Annotated in this window: 17 protein-coding genes; 13 read left to right on the top strand and 4 right to left on the bottom strand. The window is 66.8% G+C overall.

Going from position 1 to position 16,706, the window contains the following annotated elements:
- The first annotated feature begins 247 nt into the window (after positions 1-247).
- Together OVA31_RS09245 and OVA31_RS09240 are read left to right on the top strand one after the other, a co-directional pair.
- A complete protein-coding gene (locus OVA31_RS09245) occupies positions 248-1,513 on the top strand; it encodes an aspartate kinase (protein WP_164310387.1) in 1,266 nt (421 codons plus the stop codon).
- 2 nt (positions 1,514-1,515) lie between these two features.
- The gene (locus tag OVA31_RS09240; RefSeq protein ID WP_267630768.1) at positions 1,516-2,541 is read left to right on the top strand and encodes an aspartate-semialdehyde dehydrogenase; all 1,026 of its coding nucleotides are present in this window, start codon (positions 1,516-1,518) and stop codon (positions 2,539-2,541) included.
- 123 nt (positions 2,542-2,664) lie between these two features.
- Here the strand turns inward: OVA31_RS09240 and OVA31_RS09235 are convergent, their stop codons facing one another.
- Positions 2,665-3,378, bottom strand: coding sequence for a FadR/GntR family transcriptional regulator (locus OVA31_RS09235; protein ID WP_267630767.1), 714 nt, complete (start codon positions 3,376-3,378; stop codon positions 2,665-2,667).
- Positions 3,379-3,503: 125 nt separating this feature from the next.
- Here OVA31_RS09235 and OVA31_RS09230 point away from each other — a divergent pair, with 125 nt between their 5' ends.
- The 5 genes from OVA31_RS09230 (at position 3,504) to OVA31_RS09210 (ending at position 9,149) form a co-directional block, all read left to right on the top strand.
- Positions 3,504-4,010 carry a gluconokinase gene (locus OVA31_RS09230; protein WP_267630766.1) on the top strand — a complete coding sequence of 169 codons (507 nt, stop codon included), beginning with the start codon at positions 3,504-3,506 and terminating at the stop codon, positions 4,008-4,010.
- 8 nt (positions 4,011-4,018) lie between these two features.
- Entirely contained in the window at positions 4,019-5,413 is a 1,395-nt protein-coding gene (locus OVA31_RS09225) for a GntP family permease (protein ID WP_267631464.1), read from the top strand.
- Between the two features lie 66 nt (positions 5,414-5,479).
- Positions 5,480-6,778 carry a lipase family protein gene (locus OVA31_RS09220; protein ID WP_267630765.1) on the top strand — a complete coding sequence of 433 codons (1,299 nt, stop codon included), beginning with the start codon at positions 5,480-5,482 and terminating at the stop codon, positions 6,776-6,778.
- 111 nt (positions 6,779-6,889) lie between these two features.
- The gene (locus OVA31_RS09215; RefSeq protein ID WP_420714163.1) at positions 6,890-8,458 is read left to right on the top strand and encodes a hypothetical protein; all 1,569 of its coding nucleotides are present in this window, start codon (positions 6,890-6,892) and stop codon (positions 8,456-8,458) included.
- A 40-nt stretch (positions 8,459-8,498) separates the two neighbouring features.
- Positions 8,499-9,149, top strand: a complete 651-nt coding sequence (locus tag OVA31_RS09210; protein ID WP_267630764.1) for a hypothetical protein — start codon at positions 8,499-8,501, stop codon at positions 9,147-9,149.
- A gap of 32 nt (positions 9,150-9,181) precedes the next feature.
- Here OVA31_RS09210 and OVA31_RS09205 read toward each other — a convergent pair whose 3' ends face one another.
- Both OVA31_RS09205 and OVA31_RS09200 read right to left on the bottom strand, forming a co-directional pair.
- Positions 9,182-10,501: an amidohydrolase family protein gene (locus OVA31_RS09205; protein ID WP_267630763.1), complete on the bottom strand. Its 1,320-nt coding sequence runs from the start codon at positions 10,499-10,501 to the stop codon at positions 9,182-9,184.
- A gap of 10 nt (positions 10,502-10,511) precedes the next feature.
- Positions 10,512-11,555 (bottom strand): isopenicillin N synthase family dioxygenase, encoded by a 1,044-nt coding sequence (locus tag OVA31_RS09200; protein WP_420714162.1) that lies wholly within the window; start codon positions 11,553-11,555, stop codon positions 10,512-10,514.
- Positions 11,556-11,807: 252 nt separating this feature from the next.
- Here OVA31_RS09200 and OVA31_RS09195 point away from each other — a divergent pair, with 252 nt between their 5' ends.
- The 5 genes from OVA31_RS09195 (at position 11,808) to OVA31_RS09175 (ending at position 15,485) form a co-directional block, all read left to right on the top strand.
- Entirely contained in the window at positions 11,808-12,248 is a 441-nt protein-coding gene (locus OVA31_RS09195; RefSeq protein WP_267630762.1) for a Fur family transcriptional regulator, read from the top strand.
- Between the two features lie 77 nt (positions 12,249-12,325).
- Complete coding sequence (locus OVA31_RS09190) at positions 12,326-13,780, top strand: catalase (RefSeq protein WP_267630761.1); 1,455 nt, start codon at positions 12,326-12,328, stop codon at positions 13,778-13,780.
- A gap of 121 nt (positions 13,781-13,901) precedes the next feature.
- Complete coding sequence (locus OVA31_RS09185; protein ID WP_267630760.1) at positions 13,902-14,333, top strand: organic hydroperoxide resistance protein; 432 nt, start codon at positions 13,902-13,904, stop codon at positions 14,331-14,333.
- A gap of 53 nt (positions 14,334-14,386) precedes the next feature.
- Positions 14,387-14,866: a Dps family protein gene (locus tag OVA31_RS09180; RefSeq protein WP_267630759.1), complete on the top strand. Its 480-nt coding sequence runs from the start codon at positions 14,387-14,389 to the stop codon at positions 14,864-14,866.
- A 154-nt stretch (positions 14,867-15,020) separates the two neighbouring features.
- The gene (locus OVA31_RS09175) at positions 15,021-15,485 is read left to right on the top strand and encodes a hypothetical protein (RefSeq protein WP_267630758.1); all 465 of its coding nucleotides are present in this window, start codon (positions 15,021-15,023) and stop codon (positions 15,483-15,485) included.
- A gap of 8 nt (positions 15,486-15,493) precedes the next feature.
- Here the strand turns inward: OVA31_RS09175 and OVA31_RS09170 are convergent, their stop codons facing one another.
- Positions 15,494-16,441, bottom strand: coding sequence for a GlxA family transcriptional regulator (locus tag OVA31_RS09170; RefSeq protein ID WP_267630757.1), 948 nt, complete (start codon positions 16,439-16,441; stop codon positions 15,494-15,496).
- A gap of 82 nt (positions 16,442-16,523) precedes the next feature.
- Here OVA31_RS09170 and OVA31_RS09165 point away from each other — a divergent pair, with 82 nt between their 5' ends.
- Positions 16,524-16,706 (top strand): hypothetical protein, encoded by a 183-nt coding sequence (locus tag OVA31_RS09165; protein ID WP_267630756.1) that lies wholly within the window; start codon positions 16,524-16,526, stop codon positions 16,704-16,706.

Genomic DNA, 16,706 nt, shown 5'->3' with positions numbered 1-16,706 from the left:
GGGCGATGCGCCGCCGACGACCAGAAGACCGTCCGGCTCCGGGTGTCCACCGGACTTTCTGCACGTCCGGCGCTCGCACCGACGTCGTGTCTGGCCTGCGCGAACGGCGCTCGATTCGGGCGCTTACCGCGCCGCCGGTAAGGTGATGCCCGCAAGGAAGGCCCCGAATGCTCGATCGGAGACCGATCCCGAGCAGGGGCGATGCATCCGAACCGATGCATCCGACAATCCCGGAAGGTGGTTCGACGTGGCACTCGTTGTGCAGAAATACGGCGGATCGTCGGTCGCGACGGCCGAGCGCATCCGTCGGGTCGCCGAACGCATCGTCGAGACCAAGAAACAAGGCAACGACGTGGTCGTGGTGGTGTCCGCGATGGGCGACACCACAGACGAATTGCTCGACCTCGCGAACCAGGTGTGCCCCGCGCCGCCGGCGCGAGAGATGGACATGCTGCTGACGTCCGGCGAGCGCATCTCCAACGCGCTGGTCGCCATGGCCATCAGCTCCCTCGGTGCGCAGGCGCAGTCGTTCACCGGCTCGCAGGCCGGTGTGATCACCACCGGCACCCATGGCGCCGCGAAGATCATCGACGTGACGCCCGGTCGTGTCCGGAGCGCCCTCGACGACGGCAAGATCGTCCTGGTCGCCGGATTCCAGGGTGTCTCCCAGGACACCAAGGACGTCACCACGCTCGGCCGCGGTGGCTCCGACACGACCGCCGTCGCGCTGGCCGCGGCGTTGAAGGCCGATGTCTGCGAGATCTACACCGACGTCGACGGCATCTACACCGCCGACCCGCGCATCGTGCCGAACGCGCGCCACCTGCAGACAGTCTCCTTCGAGGAGATGCTCGAGATGGCGGCGTGCGGCGCGAAGGTCCTGATGTTGCGTTGTGTGGAATACGCACGCCGATACAACGTTCCCGTTCACGTGCGCTCGTCGTACTCGACAAAACCCGGCACGATGGTGGCCGGCTCGATGGAGGACATTCCAGTGGAAGAAGCGATTCTCACCGGAGTTGCACACGACCGCAGCGAAGCGAAGGTCACCGTGGTCGGTCTCGACGACAAACCGGGGTACGCCGCCAAGGTGTTCCGGGCCGTCGCCGAGGCGGACATCAACATCGACATGGTGTTGCAGAACGTCTCCAAGGTGGACACCGGCAAGACGGACATCACCTTCACCCTGCCGCGTGAGCTCGGCCCGACCGCCGTCGAGAAGCTGACCAAGCTGCAGAACGAGATCGGCTTCACCGAGCTGCTCTTCGACGACCACATCGGCAAGGTCTCCCTCGTCGGCGCGGGCATGAAGAGCCACCCCGGCGTGACCGCGACCTTCTGCGAGGCGTTGTCGGACGCCGGCATCAACATCGAACTGATCTCCACCTCGGAGATCCGCATCTCGGTGCTCTGCCGTGACACCGAACTCGACGACGCCGTGCGCGCGCTGCATCAGGCCTTCGACCTCGGCGGCGAAGAAGAAGCAGTCGTCTACGCAGGAACGGGGCGGTAGGCATGGGTATCAGCATCGGAGTTGTCGGCGCGACCGGTCAGGTCGGCGGCGTCATGCGAACCCTGTTGGCGGAGCGCAAGTTCCCCGCCGACCAGGTGCGATTCTTCGCGTCGGCGCGGTCGGCGGGCAAGAAGCTGCCGTGGGGCGACGGCGAGATCGTCGTCGAGGATGCCGCGACCGCAGACCCGTCGGGCCTCGACATCGCGCTGTTCTCCGCGGGCGGCACGATGTCGAAGGAGCAGGCGCCGCGGTTCGCCGCAGCCGGCGTCACCGTCATCGACAACTCGTCGGCCTGGCGCAAGGACCCCGACGTCCCGCTGATCGTCGCGGAGGTCAACGGCGAACTCGCGAAGAACCCCCCGAAGGGCATCATCGCGAACCCGAACTGCACCACGATGGCCGCGATGCCGGTCCTCAAGCCACTGCATGATGCCGCTGGCCTGAAGCGACTGGTCGTGTCGTCGTATCAGGCGGTCTCGGGCAGCGGACTGGCCGGCGTCGAAGAACTCGCGGGGCAGATCCGCGCCGGCGCAGACGATGCCGAGAAGCTGGTACTCGACGGCGGTGCGGTGTCGTTCCCCGAGCCGGTCAAGTATGTCGCGCCGATCGCCTACAACGTGGTCGCGCTGGCGGGTTCGCTGGTGGACGACGGGTCGGGCGAGACCGACGAGGACCAGAAGCTGCGCAACGAGTCGCGCAAGATCCTCGACATCCCGGGCCTGCTGGTCAGCGGCACCTGCGTGCGCGTGCCGGTGTTCACCGGTCACTCGCTGTCCATCAACGCCGAGTTCGCGAATCCGCTCTCGCCCGAACAGGCCAGGGAGATCCTGGGCGGCGCAGCCGGTGTCGAGGTGGTCGACGTGCCGACGCCGCTCGACGCGGCAGGCAAGGATGTCTCACTGGTGGGCCGGATCCGTCAGGACGAGGGTGCACCCGAGGGCCGCGGCCTCGCGCTGTTCGTGTCCGGCGACAACCTGCGAAAGGGCGCCGCCCTCAACACGATCCAGATCGCCGAACTGCTGGTCTGAGAGTTAGATAGACCCTTCGAGACGCTCGCAAGCTCGCTCCTCAGGGCGCGGCGCTCGCAAGCGCTGCGGCAGCATTTCTGTTCCCTGAGGAACGGAGCGCCAGCGGAGTGTCTCGAAGGGCGCTCAGGAATCCGTGGGCTCGACGACGGCAGACGCCGCTTCGACGATGATCGCCCGCATCGCGGTCTCCGCCGCCACCGGATCTCCGAGCCGGATGGCGCGGGCGACATCGTCATGCAGCGCGATGGCTTCCGGATTGGGCTTGTCGGGCATCATGCCGTGATGGGTCCGTCCGGCCAGCACCTCGTAGACCACCTCGGCGAGCGCGTGGAACATCTCGTTGCCGCTCGCCTCGAGGAGCCCGCGATGAAAGATCTTGTCGGCCAACAGATACGCGTCCAGATCACCGGTGCGGCCGTGGACGGCCATGTCCGACGCGGCCGCCGCCAAGATGCGGCACTGATGTTCGTCGGCGCGTTCGGCGGCCAGCGCGGCGGCCACCGGCTCGAAGCCCCTGCGTAGTTCCGAGAGTGTCAGCAGGAACTCGGTGCGGTCGTCGCCGTCGAGTCGCCAGCGGATCAGTCGCGGGTCGAACACACTCCACCGCGTCCGCGGTTGGATGGTGATCCCGACGCGACGCCGGGATGCGACCATGCCCATCGACTCCAGCACCCGGATCACCTCACGCGCGACGGTCCGCGAGACGCCGTGCTCGGCGCAGATCCCGTCCAGGGTCAGCACGCTGCCGACGGGTTGCGCGCCCGAGACGATGGGCCGACCGACCGCGCCGAGGATCTGATCGTGCAGCTCGCCCGCCCCTGATGTGTCCTGACTCACGAATTCATCTTCTCATTCGCATTGCTTGGACGCCAATTGGCATACGTATCGCGCCGAACTATTGCAAAAGTAATACGTTTAAGGCACTCTCTGTGACCAGCAGCACAGCGACGTGAGGAGTGCAGATGCGATCACCAGTGGTGGTGATGGGAGTTTCCGGGTCCGGGAAGTCGACGGTGGGGGCGGCCTTGGCCCAGCGGCTGCGGGTTCCGTTCGCCGACGCCGACGACTTCCACTCGCCGGAGAACATCGCCAAGATGTCGGCCGGGCATCCGCTCGACGACGACGACCGGCGTCCGTGGCTCGAGGCCATCGGGGACTGGCTCGCCGACCACGCCGACGGCGGCGTGATGAGCTGTTCCGCGCTGAAGCACGCCTACCGGGACGTGCTGCGCAGACATGCGCCGACGGTGTGCTTCGCCCACCTCGACGGCTCGATGGAGGTCATCGCACGCCGACAATCCGCACGCCCCGGGCACTTCATGCCGCCGGCCCTGCTCGAGTCGCAGTTCGCGACGCTCGAGCCGCTCGGTCCCGGTGAACGGGGCGTGGTGATCGACGTGGATCAGAGCATCGATGCGATCGTCGACGACTTCGTGGGTGCGCTCTCGATCGGGGAGGCGAACTCATGATCTCGACCATGATCCCGTCGACGGCACTGCTCGCCGCCGACGCCGAACTCCCCGAGCCGGTGGCCGGTGGCGGTCAGCTCGTCATCGCCGCGCTCGCCGGTATCGCGGTCATCGTCCTCGCGATCACCGTCGGGAAGGTCCATCCCTTCCTCGCCCTCATCGGCGGCGGTGCAACGGTGGGACTCGTTGCCGGCGAGACGGTTCCGAAAGTCATCGAATCCTTCACCGACGGCTTCGGGACGACCGCCGCCGGAGTCGGCATCCTGATCGCACTCGGCGCCATGTTTGCGAAGCTGCTCGCCGACTCGGGTGGCGCCGACCAGATCGTCGACACGATCGTCGGGCACGCATCGCCGCGCATGCTGCCGTGGGCGATGGCCCTCGTGGGCGCGATCATCGGGCTACCGATGTTCTTCGAGATCGGGCTCGTGTTGTTGATGCCGGTGATCTATCTGGTGGCCCGACGATCCGGTCTGGGCCTGATCACGATCGGCATCCCGGCACTCGCCGGTCTCTCGGCTATGCACGGGTTCGTCCCGCCGCATCCGGGCCCGCTCGTCGCCATCGACGCCCTCGGTGCCGATCTCGGTACCACGCTCGCCCTCGGAGTGGTGGTCGCGATCCCCACGATCATCGTGTCGGGCCCGCTGTTCGGGGTGCTCGCAGGCCGCTGGGTGACGGTCCCGGTACCGGACACGTTCGACGCGGATCCGGCCGACGGTACGACCACGAAACGACCGAGCTTCGCGATCACGATGTTCAGCGTCCTGCTGCCCGTGGTCCTCATGCTCGGCAAGGCTCTCGCCGAGATCTTCGTCGACGACGAGGACCAGATGGTGCGGCGGGTGCTCGACATCCTCGGGACACCTCTCGTCGCGCTGCTCATCGCCGTCATCGTCGGGATGTTCACCCTCGGCCGGGGGTCGGGGATGGATCGCGAGACGATCTCCAAGTGCACGGGTGCCGCGCTGCCCGCCATCGCGGGCATCCTGCTGATCGTGGCGGCCGGCGGCGGTTTCAAACAGGTCCTGGTGGATACGGGTATCGGGACATTGCTCGCCGACTGGGCCAAGGGCGCGAACATCTCGGTGATCTTGCTCGCCTGGGTCCTCGCGGCACTCATCCGCCTCGCGACCGGGTCTGCCACTGTCGCAACGATCACGGCGTCGTCGTTGATGCTCGGCCTCGTCGACGGATTGAGCTCGGGTGAGATCTCGTTGGTGGTCCTGGCCATCGGGGCCGGTTCGGTGTTCCTCTCCCATGTGAACGACGCCGGGTTCTGGCTGGTCAAGGAGTACTTCGGGATGAGTGTCGGGCAGACGTTCAAGACATGGTCGGCGATGGAGACGCTGCTGTCGGTGACGGGCCTCGTGGTGGTGCTGGCGTTGGGTCTGGTCATCTGATCGCCGGCCGGCGCCATGATGGCCCGGGTCACCTGACCAAGTTACTGTGCGGTAGCTTACTTCTCCATGAAGAGAACGTGGGGGAAACTGTTCGGCCGATCGGCGCGTAGATCGAGGTCGACGCAACGATTGGCGGCCCTGGTCACCACCGGACTGGTGGCCGCCGCTGGCATCACGATGGCATCGCCGACGGCATCGGCGGCCGGTGATTTCTATACACCGCCGTCGACGTTCGCGTCCGAACCCGGCTCGGTCATCCGCAGTCAGCCCAGTCCTCTGCTCCTGCAGATCCCCGGCATGAAGAACCAGTGGCCCGGGACCGCAACCCGCGTCATGTACACATCCAGCTACCAGGACGGGAAGCCTGCGCCGGTCACCGGAACCCTGGTCGAACCGACCGCGGGGTGGCGCGGCAAGGGCGAACGACCGACGATCGTGCTCGGACCGGGGACGGTCGGCCAGGGAGACCAGTGCGCGGGCTCGAAACTCATGAGCTTCCCGCTCGCCATCGACCCGGCGAAGCCGAGCATCGCGGTGAACTACACGGCACTCGAACTCAACCTGCTACTCATCAACGGTGTGCGGGTGTTCATCACCGACTACATCGGGATGGGCACACCCGGCATCCATACGTACGTCAACCGTCGTGAGTCGGGCGCGGCCATGCTCGACGGCGCGCGGGCCGCGTTGCGTCTGTCGAAGGCCGGGGCCGATGCTCCGGTCGGGTTCTCCGGCTACTCCCAGGGCGGTGGCGCGGCCGCGTCGGCGGCGGAGATGGCCGCGACGTACGCACCCGATCTGAACGTGAAGGCGACCTACGCCGGCGCTCCGCCCGCCGATCTCGCCAAGGTGATCGACCGAATCGACGGGACGTTCATCGTCGGTGGGATCGGTTATGCGATCAACGGTTTGACGGCTCGGTACCCGGAGCTGGGTCCGATCCTCGACCGGGAGACCACCCCGGCCGGCAAGCGGGTGCTGTCGCAGGTGGCCACCCAGTGCATCGGCGACACCGGCCTGGCCTTCGGCTTCCAGCGGACCAACCAGTGGACGAGGACCGGCCAGCCGCTCTCGCAGGTGATCGACCGGAACCCGGAGGCGAAGAAGGTGGTGGCCGAACAGCGGATCGGCACCCTGAAGCCCAATGCGCCGGTGCTTCTCGAAGGTGGCATCAACGACGACGTGATCCCGTACGGTCAGGTCGTCACGCTCGAGCGTGACTGGCGCGCCCAGGGCGCCGATGTGCGGCTGGTGACCAACGGAATCCCGGCGATCTTCCCGGGTCTCGTCGTCAACCACGCGCTGCCGATGCTGACCACACTTCTGCCTGCGACGAACTTCCTGCTGGCGAACTTCGATCGATGACGAGAGTGGACGCCAGCGTCGAATCGAGCTGACCGGATCGAGCTGACCGAGAAGCTTCCGGCGTTCGCGGAAATGTGATTTGCTGTCGCGGTGTCGTCGGGGTGTGGAGCGTTGCGCGGTGGTCGGTTTCGGTGGTCGGCGGTTCTGGTCGCGGTCCTGCTGACCTGGGGTCTGCTCGGCTCGGCGGCCGATGCCGCACCGGCTGCGCCATCGCCGACCACCGGAGTCGGCCCGACCGGCACCTCGCTGATGCACGGCGATCTGTGGTCCACCGACTCGACGCCCTTCCCCGGTCCGGGCCGGGGTGCGCGTCTCGCGGCATCGTCGGTGCCCGGTGGTGCCTGCGCCGCAACGTTCATCGGGCGCGACGGCATGCCGGTATCGCTGTGCACCCAGTTCGTCGGGACGGGGGCAACGAATCGGCCCGCTCGCTCCGCTCCCGGCGCCGTGACGAATCGGCCCGCTCGCTCCGCTCCCGGCGCCGTGACGAATCGGCCCGCTCGCTCCGCTCCCGGCGCCGTGACGAATCGGCCCGCTCGCTCCGCTCCCGGCGCCGGACCACCCACCGTCGCCGTCCCCACGGTCACCCTGTTCGATCCGGCGACCGCTGCTCCCGTCGCGCGTCTGCAGCTGGCCAAGGGCGGCCTGCTCGGGGGCGTCTACGGCTACCTCGACGACCGGGACCGGGTGGTCGTGGCCGACGGGTCGGGCGCCATCCTCCGTGTCGCGCACCGGAAGACGGCACGCGGGTGGCAGGTTTACGTCGCTGACCGGATCGACGTCGCGAAGCACATCGCGGCGGGGGATGCCATCACCGGGCTGGCACCCGATTTCTCGGGACGGGTCTGGTTCGCGACGACCCACGGTGTCGTCGGGACGGTGGACGGGGCCCGCAACGTCCGGTCGATGCATCTCCCGCGCGGGGAGGAACTCGGCAACGGGCTCTCCATCCGCGCCGACGGCGCCTCCGTGCTGACGACGCACGCGCTCTACGAGATGCGTGCGAGTGCGAACGGCGTCCCGCGAGTGGTGTGGCGCCGCGCGTACGACCGGGGGACCGCTCGCATGCCTGGCCAGTTGACCTGGGGATCCGGCACCACGCCGACCTACTTCGGACCCGGCGGCGACGGCTGGGTCGCGATCGTCGACAACGCCCGGCGGCCGCAGCTGATCGTCTACGACAGTGACACCGGCTCGACCGTCTGCCGGATGCCTGCCTTCGACCGATCCGGCCAGGGCACCGAAAACTCGCCGATGGCCTGGGGTAATTCACTGGTCATCCCGAGCACCTACGGCTACCAGTACCCGCCCATGGCGGTCACCGGACCGAGCGTGCCTGCCAACGCGCCGTTCGTCGGGGGATCGACCCGGATCGACGTGTCCGCTCAGGGCTGCCGCCGGGTCTGGGAGAACAACGACCGGATCGCGACGTTGCCCCGCCTGTCCCGTGCCGACGGCCTCATTCACGCGCTCGGGTACGGGCCGTACGTGCCGGGGGCGGTCCAGCAGCTCGGTCCCGTCGACTACGTGGCCACCGACTTCGCGACCGGACGTCGTGTCCGGACCCTGAAGGTCGGCGACGCGCCGATCGACGAGCCGCTGGAGCTGACGGGGACGATCGCCCGCGACGGGACGATGTGGCAGGCGACCCTCGGCCGGATGTTGAAGATCGCTCGATGACCCGGCCGGAGCGGCTCGCGGTGCATGGGACAATCGGCCCATGACCCAACCCGACGACCCCGATCGCATCCCGTCGCAGGCCGAGCTCGATGCGGAGGACCTGGCGGAGATCGAGCGGAGTTCGAAGGACCGCGACCAGGCGAATCTGTATCCGCCCCGTACCGACGACCCGGGGCCCGCGCCTGCGGCATTGTCGCTGCACGCCCGCGTCGCGTTCTGGGGTGCGGCGGCGGCCGGCCTGGTCAGCGTCGTCTACGGCTTCGTCAACCTCGGACTGATCAGCGACGCACTGCGGCAACGACTGCTCGACGGTGTGATCGACGACCCGCGCAATGCGAGCCCGCAAGGTCAGGTCGACTCACTGGCCGGCTTCTTCCCGCCGTTCATGCTGATCATGATCGTCGTGTTCCTCGCGGTCGAATACGCGCTGCTCGTCGCCGCGGCGCATCACAACAGCCGCAACTGCCGGAACTTCTTCCTCGCGGCCGTGGTGGTCAACCTGCTGTGCATCCCGATCGGCATCGACCTGCTGTTCCAGTACCCGGAGGTGTGGTCGGCGATGGTCGTGATCTCGTGGATCCAGTTCGCGCTGCTGATCGTCGCGGCCATGTTCACCGTGCGCCGCAGCGTCAATCAATGGCTCCCGGAATCCACCCGGATGCGTCCGACGAGGATGATGCGAGCGCGGTGATCGCTCCTCAGGGAACGGGATGTGCCGCCCGGTCACCGGAGCGCGAGCAACTCCTTGGTGAACTCCGCCTCGTCGATCCGGGTGCTGTGGCCGTCCTCGACGACGATCTGCCCGTCGACCATCACGGTGTCGACGATCGACCGCGAGCCTGTGGTGAGCAGCGATGCCCCCGGGTCCCGGACGGGCAGCGTCGCGTAGTCGCGGTCGAACCGGATCAGGGTCAGATCCGCAGGCGTCCCGACGCTCACGCCGCCGACCACTGCAGGCAGCCCCAGCGCGACATTGGCGCCACCACAGGCGATGTCGAGCATCTCACCGAAGCCCAACAGGTCGGCGCGCTTGTGCACCGCGCGCTGGACATAGGACGCGATCCGGAAGGTCTCGAGCATGTCCTGGGTGTCGTTGCTCGCGGCACCGTCGACACCGAGCCCCACGGCGAGTCCACGGTCGAGCATGGCCGGAACAGGTGCGACCCCACTGCCCAACCGCATGTTCGACAGCGGGTTGTGCGAGACGGCCACACCACGGTCGGCGAGGATGCCATGACCGACGTCGTCGAGCTCGACGCAGTGGACGGCGAGCACCCGATCCCACAGGAATCCGTTGCTGTCGAGGTACTCGACCGCACCCATCCCGGCATGCTCGATGCACATCCGGTCGTCGGTGGGTGTTTCCAGCAGGTGGATCGACACCGGCAGATCACGCGCCTGCGCGAACTCACGCAGGGTGATCATCCCGGTCTCGGTCACCGACCTCGGGTTGGGCACCGCAAGCGCGAGCGTGATCGGCACCTCCTCGACCTGGGTACGAAGGTGATCGATGTGGTCGAGGACGTCGCCGAGTGGCTGCATCAGGCGCGGCTCGAAGCCCCATTTACGTGACGCGTCACCACGATCCGCGACACCACGCCCCAGAACGGCTCGAATCCCGGTGTCGCGCACCGCCTGGATCACCGCACCGTGCACCTCGTCGGACGGGTGCGGCCACATGTGTTCGACGACGGTCGTGGTGCCCGAGCGCAGCGCCTCGAGGCAGGCCGACACCGCGGCGAGGTAGGCGCGCTCGGGCGTGATCGCGACCGATTCCTCACCCACCGCCAGCAGCCACTCGAGGAGCGGGGTGCATTCGGCGATCCCGCGCATCAGCGACTGCTGCAGATGCGTGTGCGTGTTGACGAATCCCGGTATCAGGAAACCGTTTCCGCCGTCCGACGGCGCCGGTGTGTCGGTGATCGAGGCCACCACCCCCTCGGTGATGTGGACGTCCTGGTGTGCGTGCCATGCGCCCGCAGAGAAGACGGAGACGTCACTGAACGCGGGGGAGCGCGATGCGGTGGGGTCGGATGGTGTCATGACGTCGGCCCTACTTCGCGAAATTGGCGGCGATGCGCTGGGCGATGTAGTCGCCCCCGGTGATCGGCGGGTATTTGCCTGCGGCGCTCTCGATGACCGCGTCGGTGTTCGCCTGGGCGAAGAACGCGATCGAGTAGCGCGGACCGGTGTCCTCGCCTCGGCGCGGTGCCCGCACCCGGTGGAAGTTCGAGGGGAGGCGGTCGTCCGACCAGCGCATCAGCATGTCGCCGATGTTGCAGGTGATCGCGTCGTCGGACGGTTCCACCGGCGTCCAGGCCTGGCCGTGCGCTTCGGCGCCGGGCAGCACCTGCAGGCCGCCCTGGCCGGTCCGCTGGAACAGCAGGGTGAGCGCATCGAAGTCCGTGTGGGCACCCGCGCGCCACGCGTTGTCGGTGTCGAGCAGGTCCTCGGGGAAGGCGTAGTAATGCAACAGCCGAAGAGTGCTCTGATAGGTGTCGACGCCGGGATCGTGTGCGCGGGTGAAGAACTCACTGTCGAATCCGAGCCTGGTTGCGAAGCACCCCAGCAGATCCATCGCGAGGCGCCAGCATCTGCGCTCGAACTCGAGGATCGTCGTCCGGAATCCCGCGAGTTCGGCGTCGGATGGCCAGAGTCCGTCCATCCGGGGCAAGGTGAGCTGGTAGGACTCCTTCTGATCGGGCGTGCCGACGGACGGACGGACCTGGGAGGTGTGTTCCCACCCGGCGTTCTGCCCCTTCTTCAGCGGGTACTGCGCCTTGACGTCGCCGGGCAGCGCGAAGAACTTGGCGGACATGTCGAACGCGTGTGCCACGTCGTCGAGGTCAATGCCGTGGTCGACGACCTGGAAGAACCCGATATCTGTTGCTGCGGACCATAGTTCGGCCGTGATCTGCTCACGTCGGGAATCGAAGTCGGCGAGGCTGATGCGACGGATCTCGCGGTCGGTGGTCTCGGTACCGAGGCCGCCCATCGATGCCTCGCGATTGAGTTCGGCCATCCCGTAGGGCGCATCCGGTCGGGGCGCGGTGGCCTCGGGCCGGTGGTCGTCGGACAGTGTGGTGATGTCGGACATGGGAGTTCTCTCTCGTGTGAGTGAGTTCGCGTGCGCTTTTCGACGCGACGCCTGAGAGAGGGACATCGCGGACGCGAACAGTGGGAACTCCGGCCCGCTGCTACACACGATCTCGTCCACCACAGATTAGGCCACGACGGCACGGGGCGCGACCCGACCGCCGGTCCGGCGAAGGCGAGGTTAGGCGTCCCTCATTTTCTGGAGTTCATCTAATTTCTGGAACAACTCCAGATAAAGGTGTACGGTGGACTCATGTCCGGCCGTCACATGCTTCATCGACAACTCCGAGAGGCCGGTTTGCGCGTCACTGCGCCCCGGCTCGCGGTGTTGGAGATCCTGCATGAGCATCCGCATTCGACGGCGGACTTCGTGACCACCGGTGTCCGCGAGAGTCTCGGGGCAGTGTCCACGCAGACCGTGTACGACGTGCTGCGTGCCTGCACGGATCGCGGCCTCTTGCGGCGGATCGAGCCTGCGGGATCGCCGGTGCGGTATGAGACAAGGACGTCGGACAATCACCACCACCTGATCTGCCGCACGTGCGGCGAGATCATCGACATCGATTGCGTGGTGGGTGAGGCGCCGTGCCTGACCCCGGACCGCGACCACGGATACCGCATCGACGAGGCGGAGGTCATCTTCTGGGGAGCGTGCCCCGATTGCCGGCGCGCGCAAGCCGGACCGGTTTCGTAACACCCTCGACCACAACCGAATTCATCCATCGCATCGCAGCCCAACTGATGCCGTTCATCCGAAAGGGGATGTGCCGTATGACGCCGCGCACCACCACCAACGCCGGGATTCCCGTCGCCAGCGACAACGAGTCGCTGACCGCCGGCACGCAGGGTCCCATCCTGCTGCATGACCATTACCTCATCGAGAAGCTCGCCCAGTTCAACCGTGAGCGGGTGCCCGAGCGGATCGTGCATGCCAAGGGCGGCGGTGCATTCGGCGAGCTGGTCGTCACCGGCGACGTCTCGAGGTACACCAAGGCCAAGCTCTTTCAGCCGGGCGCGAAGACCGAGTCGCTGGTCCGGTTCTCCACCGTCGCGGGTGAGCAGGGCAGTCCAGACACCTGGCGTGACCCACGCGGCTTCGCGATCAAGTTCTACACCGAGGACGGCAACTACGACCTCGTCGGCAACAACACGCCGATCTTCTTCATCAAGGACCCGATCAAGTTCCCGGACTTCATCCGCTCGCAGAAGCGGCTGCCGGGCTCGGGCCTGCGTGACCACAACATGCAATGGGACTTCTGGACGTTGCGGCCCGAGTCGGCACACCAGGTCACCTGGCTGATGGGCGACCGGGGTATCCCGAAGTCATGGCGCCACATGGACGGATACGGATCGCACACCTATCAGTGGGTGAACGATGCGGGCGAACGGTTCTGGGTCAAGTACCACTTCAAGACCGACCAGGGTATCGACTTCCTGACGCAGGAAGAGGCCGACCGGCTGGCGGGTAGCGATCCCGACCATCACCGCAAGGACCTCTACGAGGCCATCGAACGGGGCGAGCATCCGAGCTGGACGCTCAAGGTGCAGATCATGCCCGTCGAGGACGCGGAAGCCTATCGCTTCAATCCGTTCGACCTCACCAAGGTCTGGTCCCAGCAGGACTACCCGCTGATCGAGGTCGGCACCTGGACGCTGAACCGCAACCCGCAGAACTTCTTCTCCGAGATCGAGCTCTCGTCCTTCGAGCCGTCCAATGTGGTTCCGGGCGTGGGCTTCTCCCCGGACAAGATGCTGTTGGGCCGTGTGTTCAGCTACGCCGACGCACACCGGTACCGAATCGGAACGAATTACGCTCAGCTGCCGGTGAACTCGGCCAAGGCCGCCACGGTCAACACGTACTCGAAGGAGGGCGCGATGGCCTATGACTTCAGCGCTCCAGAGGTCCCCGTCTACGCGCCGAACTCGTTCGGTGGCCCGCATGCCGAACCAGACGAGGCCGGCGACGAAGGGCTGTGGAGCTTCGACGGCGCCGCAGTCCGCGCCGGGTACATCGAACATCCGGAGGACAGTGACTGGGCGCAGGCGGGCACCATGGTCCGTGAGGTTCTCGACGACGCGGCCCGGGAACGGTTGGTGGGCAACATCGTCGGCCATGTTCTCGACGGGGTCCGCGAGCCGGTTCTCTCGAGGGTGTTCGACTACTGGAAGAACGTGGACGCCGATCTCGGCAAGAAGGTCGAAGAAGGTGTCCGACAGGGACTTTGATCGGTGAGGATGGCCTGCGCGACGAAGCTCACAGATCAAACCGAAATGAATCCAGACCGAGAACTGCTGAAGTAGAAGGTAGTTCACCGAAGAAGACATCGACCCACACGAGGAGACCACGATGGCAATCGACCCGGTGTACACGATTTCGTCCAAGGCGTCCGGCGGAGGCCGCGACGGAGAGGTCGTCTCGGCGACCGGCCAGATCGATCTCGAGCTCCGTCCGCCCAAGGAGATGGGCGGCAGCGGTGACGGCAGCAATCCGGAGGAACTGTTCTCGGCCGGCTATGCGGCATGCTTCCTGGGCGCGCTGCGCGCCACGTCGAAACAGGCGGGTTCGCCGGTCCCCGACGACTCGACGGTTTCGGTGACCATCGGCATCGGCAAGGATCCGGCCGACGGCGGATTCGGGCTGACCGCGACCATCGAGGCCCACATCCCGGGCGTCGACGAGGCGACCGCTCAGAAGCTGGCCGACGGCGCCCACGCCTTCTGCCCGTATTCCAAGGCCACGCGCGGCAACATCGCGCAAACCGTCACCGTCACGGTGTGACCTCAGACCTCAGATGAGCACGGCAGGGGCCGTGCAGCGAAAGGAGTGGTGACATGACCACCAAGACCCCCATCACCAGCACATTGACCGAGGAGCAGCAGGCGGTCACCGGACGTGCCCTGCAGGACACCCTGGTCGATCTGATCGATCTCTCGCTGATCGCGAAGCAGGCCCACTGGAACGTCGTCGGACGTCAGTTCCGCTCGGTCCATCTCGAACTCGATGAGCTCGTCGCGGTGAGCCGTGAGTTCACCGACGCAGCGGCCGAGCGTGCCACCGCCATCGGGGTCAGCCCCGACGGACGCGCGGAGACCGTGGCCAAGACCGCCCACACCACGGGCTTCGGTGAGGGCTGGACCAAGGACGCGGACGTGGTCGACGGCGTCGTCGAGAACCTCAAGTCCGTCATCGCCGGCCTGCGCGAGCGGATCGACGCCACGGAGAAGGCCGACCCGGTGACGCAGGATCTGCTGATCGGTTTCGCATCCAAGCTGGAGCAGTTGCACTGGATGTGGCAGGCGCAGGTGGCCTGACCGACAGTCCCGGTCGCCGACGCGCGCCGTCCGTTCCACGTGCACGAATCCCGTGCACGGCGGAGCGGACGGCGCGCGTTTCGTCGTTTCCGGGCCAAAAGTTCGGGTGTGACCGGGCGCACTCCGCCGATCCGGCCGCATGTAGCGTGTCAGCGTGGACAGTTGGGGAGCAGTTGTGGGGTTGGGACTACTCGCGGCAGCGGTGAGCGTGATCGCGTTCGTCCGCTATCGGGAACGAGAGACGACGACTCTGCAGCGAGACGTTGCATTGGCCCGCGAACTGCGTGACCTCGCGGGTGGCGACGACATCCGTGTCGCCGCCGTGGACGAGTTCGAGCTGGCCATCTACCAGCGCCTGTTCTATGCGTCGGTGGTCGCGCCGCGTATCCGGAGTGCCGCCTGGGCGCTCCTGGGTGCGGTGCTGGCGGTCGCCGCCGCGCTGGCGACCGGGCCCGGTGACGGTCTCCTGTACTCGGTCGTGCACATCGTCGCCGTCATCGTCGCGGTGGGCTTCGGGATCGCGGCCATCGCCTTCGCCGCGTTGGCCGTCTTCCACACCGCTACGACACCGCGAGTGTCCTTCGCCGACTCGTACGCGAATTCCGCCGATTCGGAGTAAACCGCTCCTCAGCGCGCGAAGCGCTTCCGGTAGATCGTCGGGGTCACCCCGACCGTGGCGTTGAAATGGTGTCGGAGCAGGGTGCCGGAGGCGAAACCCACCGAGCCCGCCACCTCGTCGACGGCCAGATCGGTCGACTCCAACAGCCGCCGCGCGTGCAGTACCCGCTGCTCGGTGAGCCATTTGTGCGGTGAGACGCCGACCTCGTCGACGAACCGCCGGGCGAAGGTGCGCGTCGACATGTGCATCCGGCGCGCCAGCTCGTCGACGGAGATCTCGTGGTCGATGTGCTCGATCATCCACTCCAGCACGCCGGCGAAGCCGTCCGACTCGCATTCCGGGATGGGAGACTCGACGAACTGCCGTTGGCCGCCGTCGCGATGCGGCGGTACCACCATGCGGCGTGCGATGCGGTTGGCCACCTCGGGACCGAATTCTTCCCGTACGAGATGCAGCGCCGCGTCGATGCCCGCGGCGGTGCCGGCGCTCGTGGTGATGGGACCGTCGTCGACGAAGAGGACGTCGGTGTCGACGATCGCCTTCGGGAATGTCTCCGCGAGCTTGGTGCCGAACCGCCAGTGTGTGGTGCAGCGCCTGCCGTCGAGCAGCCCCGCGGCGCCCGCCGCGAACGCGCCGGAACACACCGTCAGCACGCGGCCGCCGTTGGCGACCACCCCACGCAGCGTGTCGAGGATCTCGGGCGGGAAGTCGGGGTCGGTACTGCCGCCCGGGATGGCGACGAGATCCGCATCGAGACAGGCCTCGAGGGTGGCCGGTGGTACCACGAAGGCGCCGTTCCCGATGCTCAGCGGGACGCCGGGATCGGGTGAACCGATCACGAACTCGAACGGGGGCACGCCGTCGTCGGTGCGGTCGAGTCCGAACACCTCGTTGACCACGCCGAACTCGAACAAGGAGACCCGTCGATAGAGGAGTACCGCCACCTTGTTCAGCATCTCACCAGTATGGCAGAAAATTTGTGAACGATGTCATTCAGGCCACTGGTGGCGGGATGTTGACGGAGAAATACTTTCTGTCATGAACACCATCCTGATGATCACCCTGCTCGTCGTCATCGTCGCACCGGCTGTCGTCTTCGTGTATCGCGCCGACCGAAAGACCTCACATCTGACTCGTGTGCCGTTCGGATTCGGGCCCGATTCCGAACGCATCCACGACGAACTGGTCGTGCTGAACCTCCGGCGGAGGGATTGCGCGTGA

Source organism: Gordonia sp. SL306, assembly GCF_026625785.1.
In the GTDB taxonomy this organism is placed as follows: Bacteria; Actinomycetota; Actinomycetes; order Mycobacteriales; family Mycobacteriaceae; genus Gordonia.
Note: the sequence above shows the minus strand (reverse complement) of the source record. Positions and strands in the feature narration are given on the sequence as shown.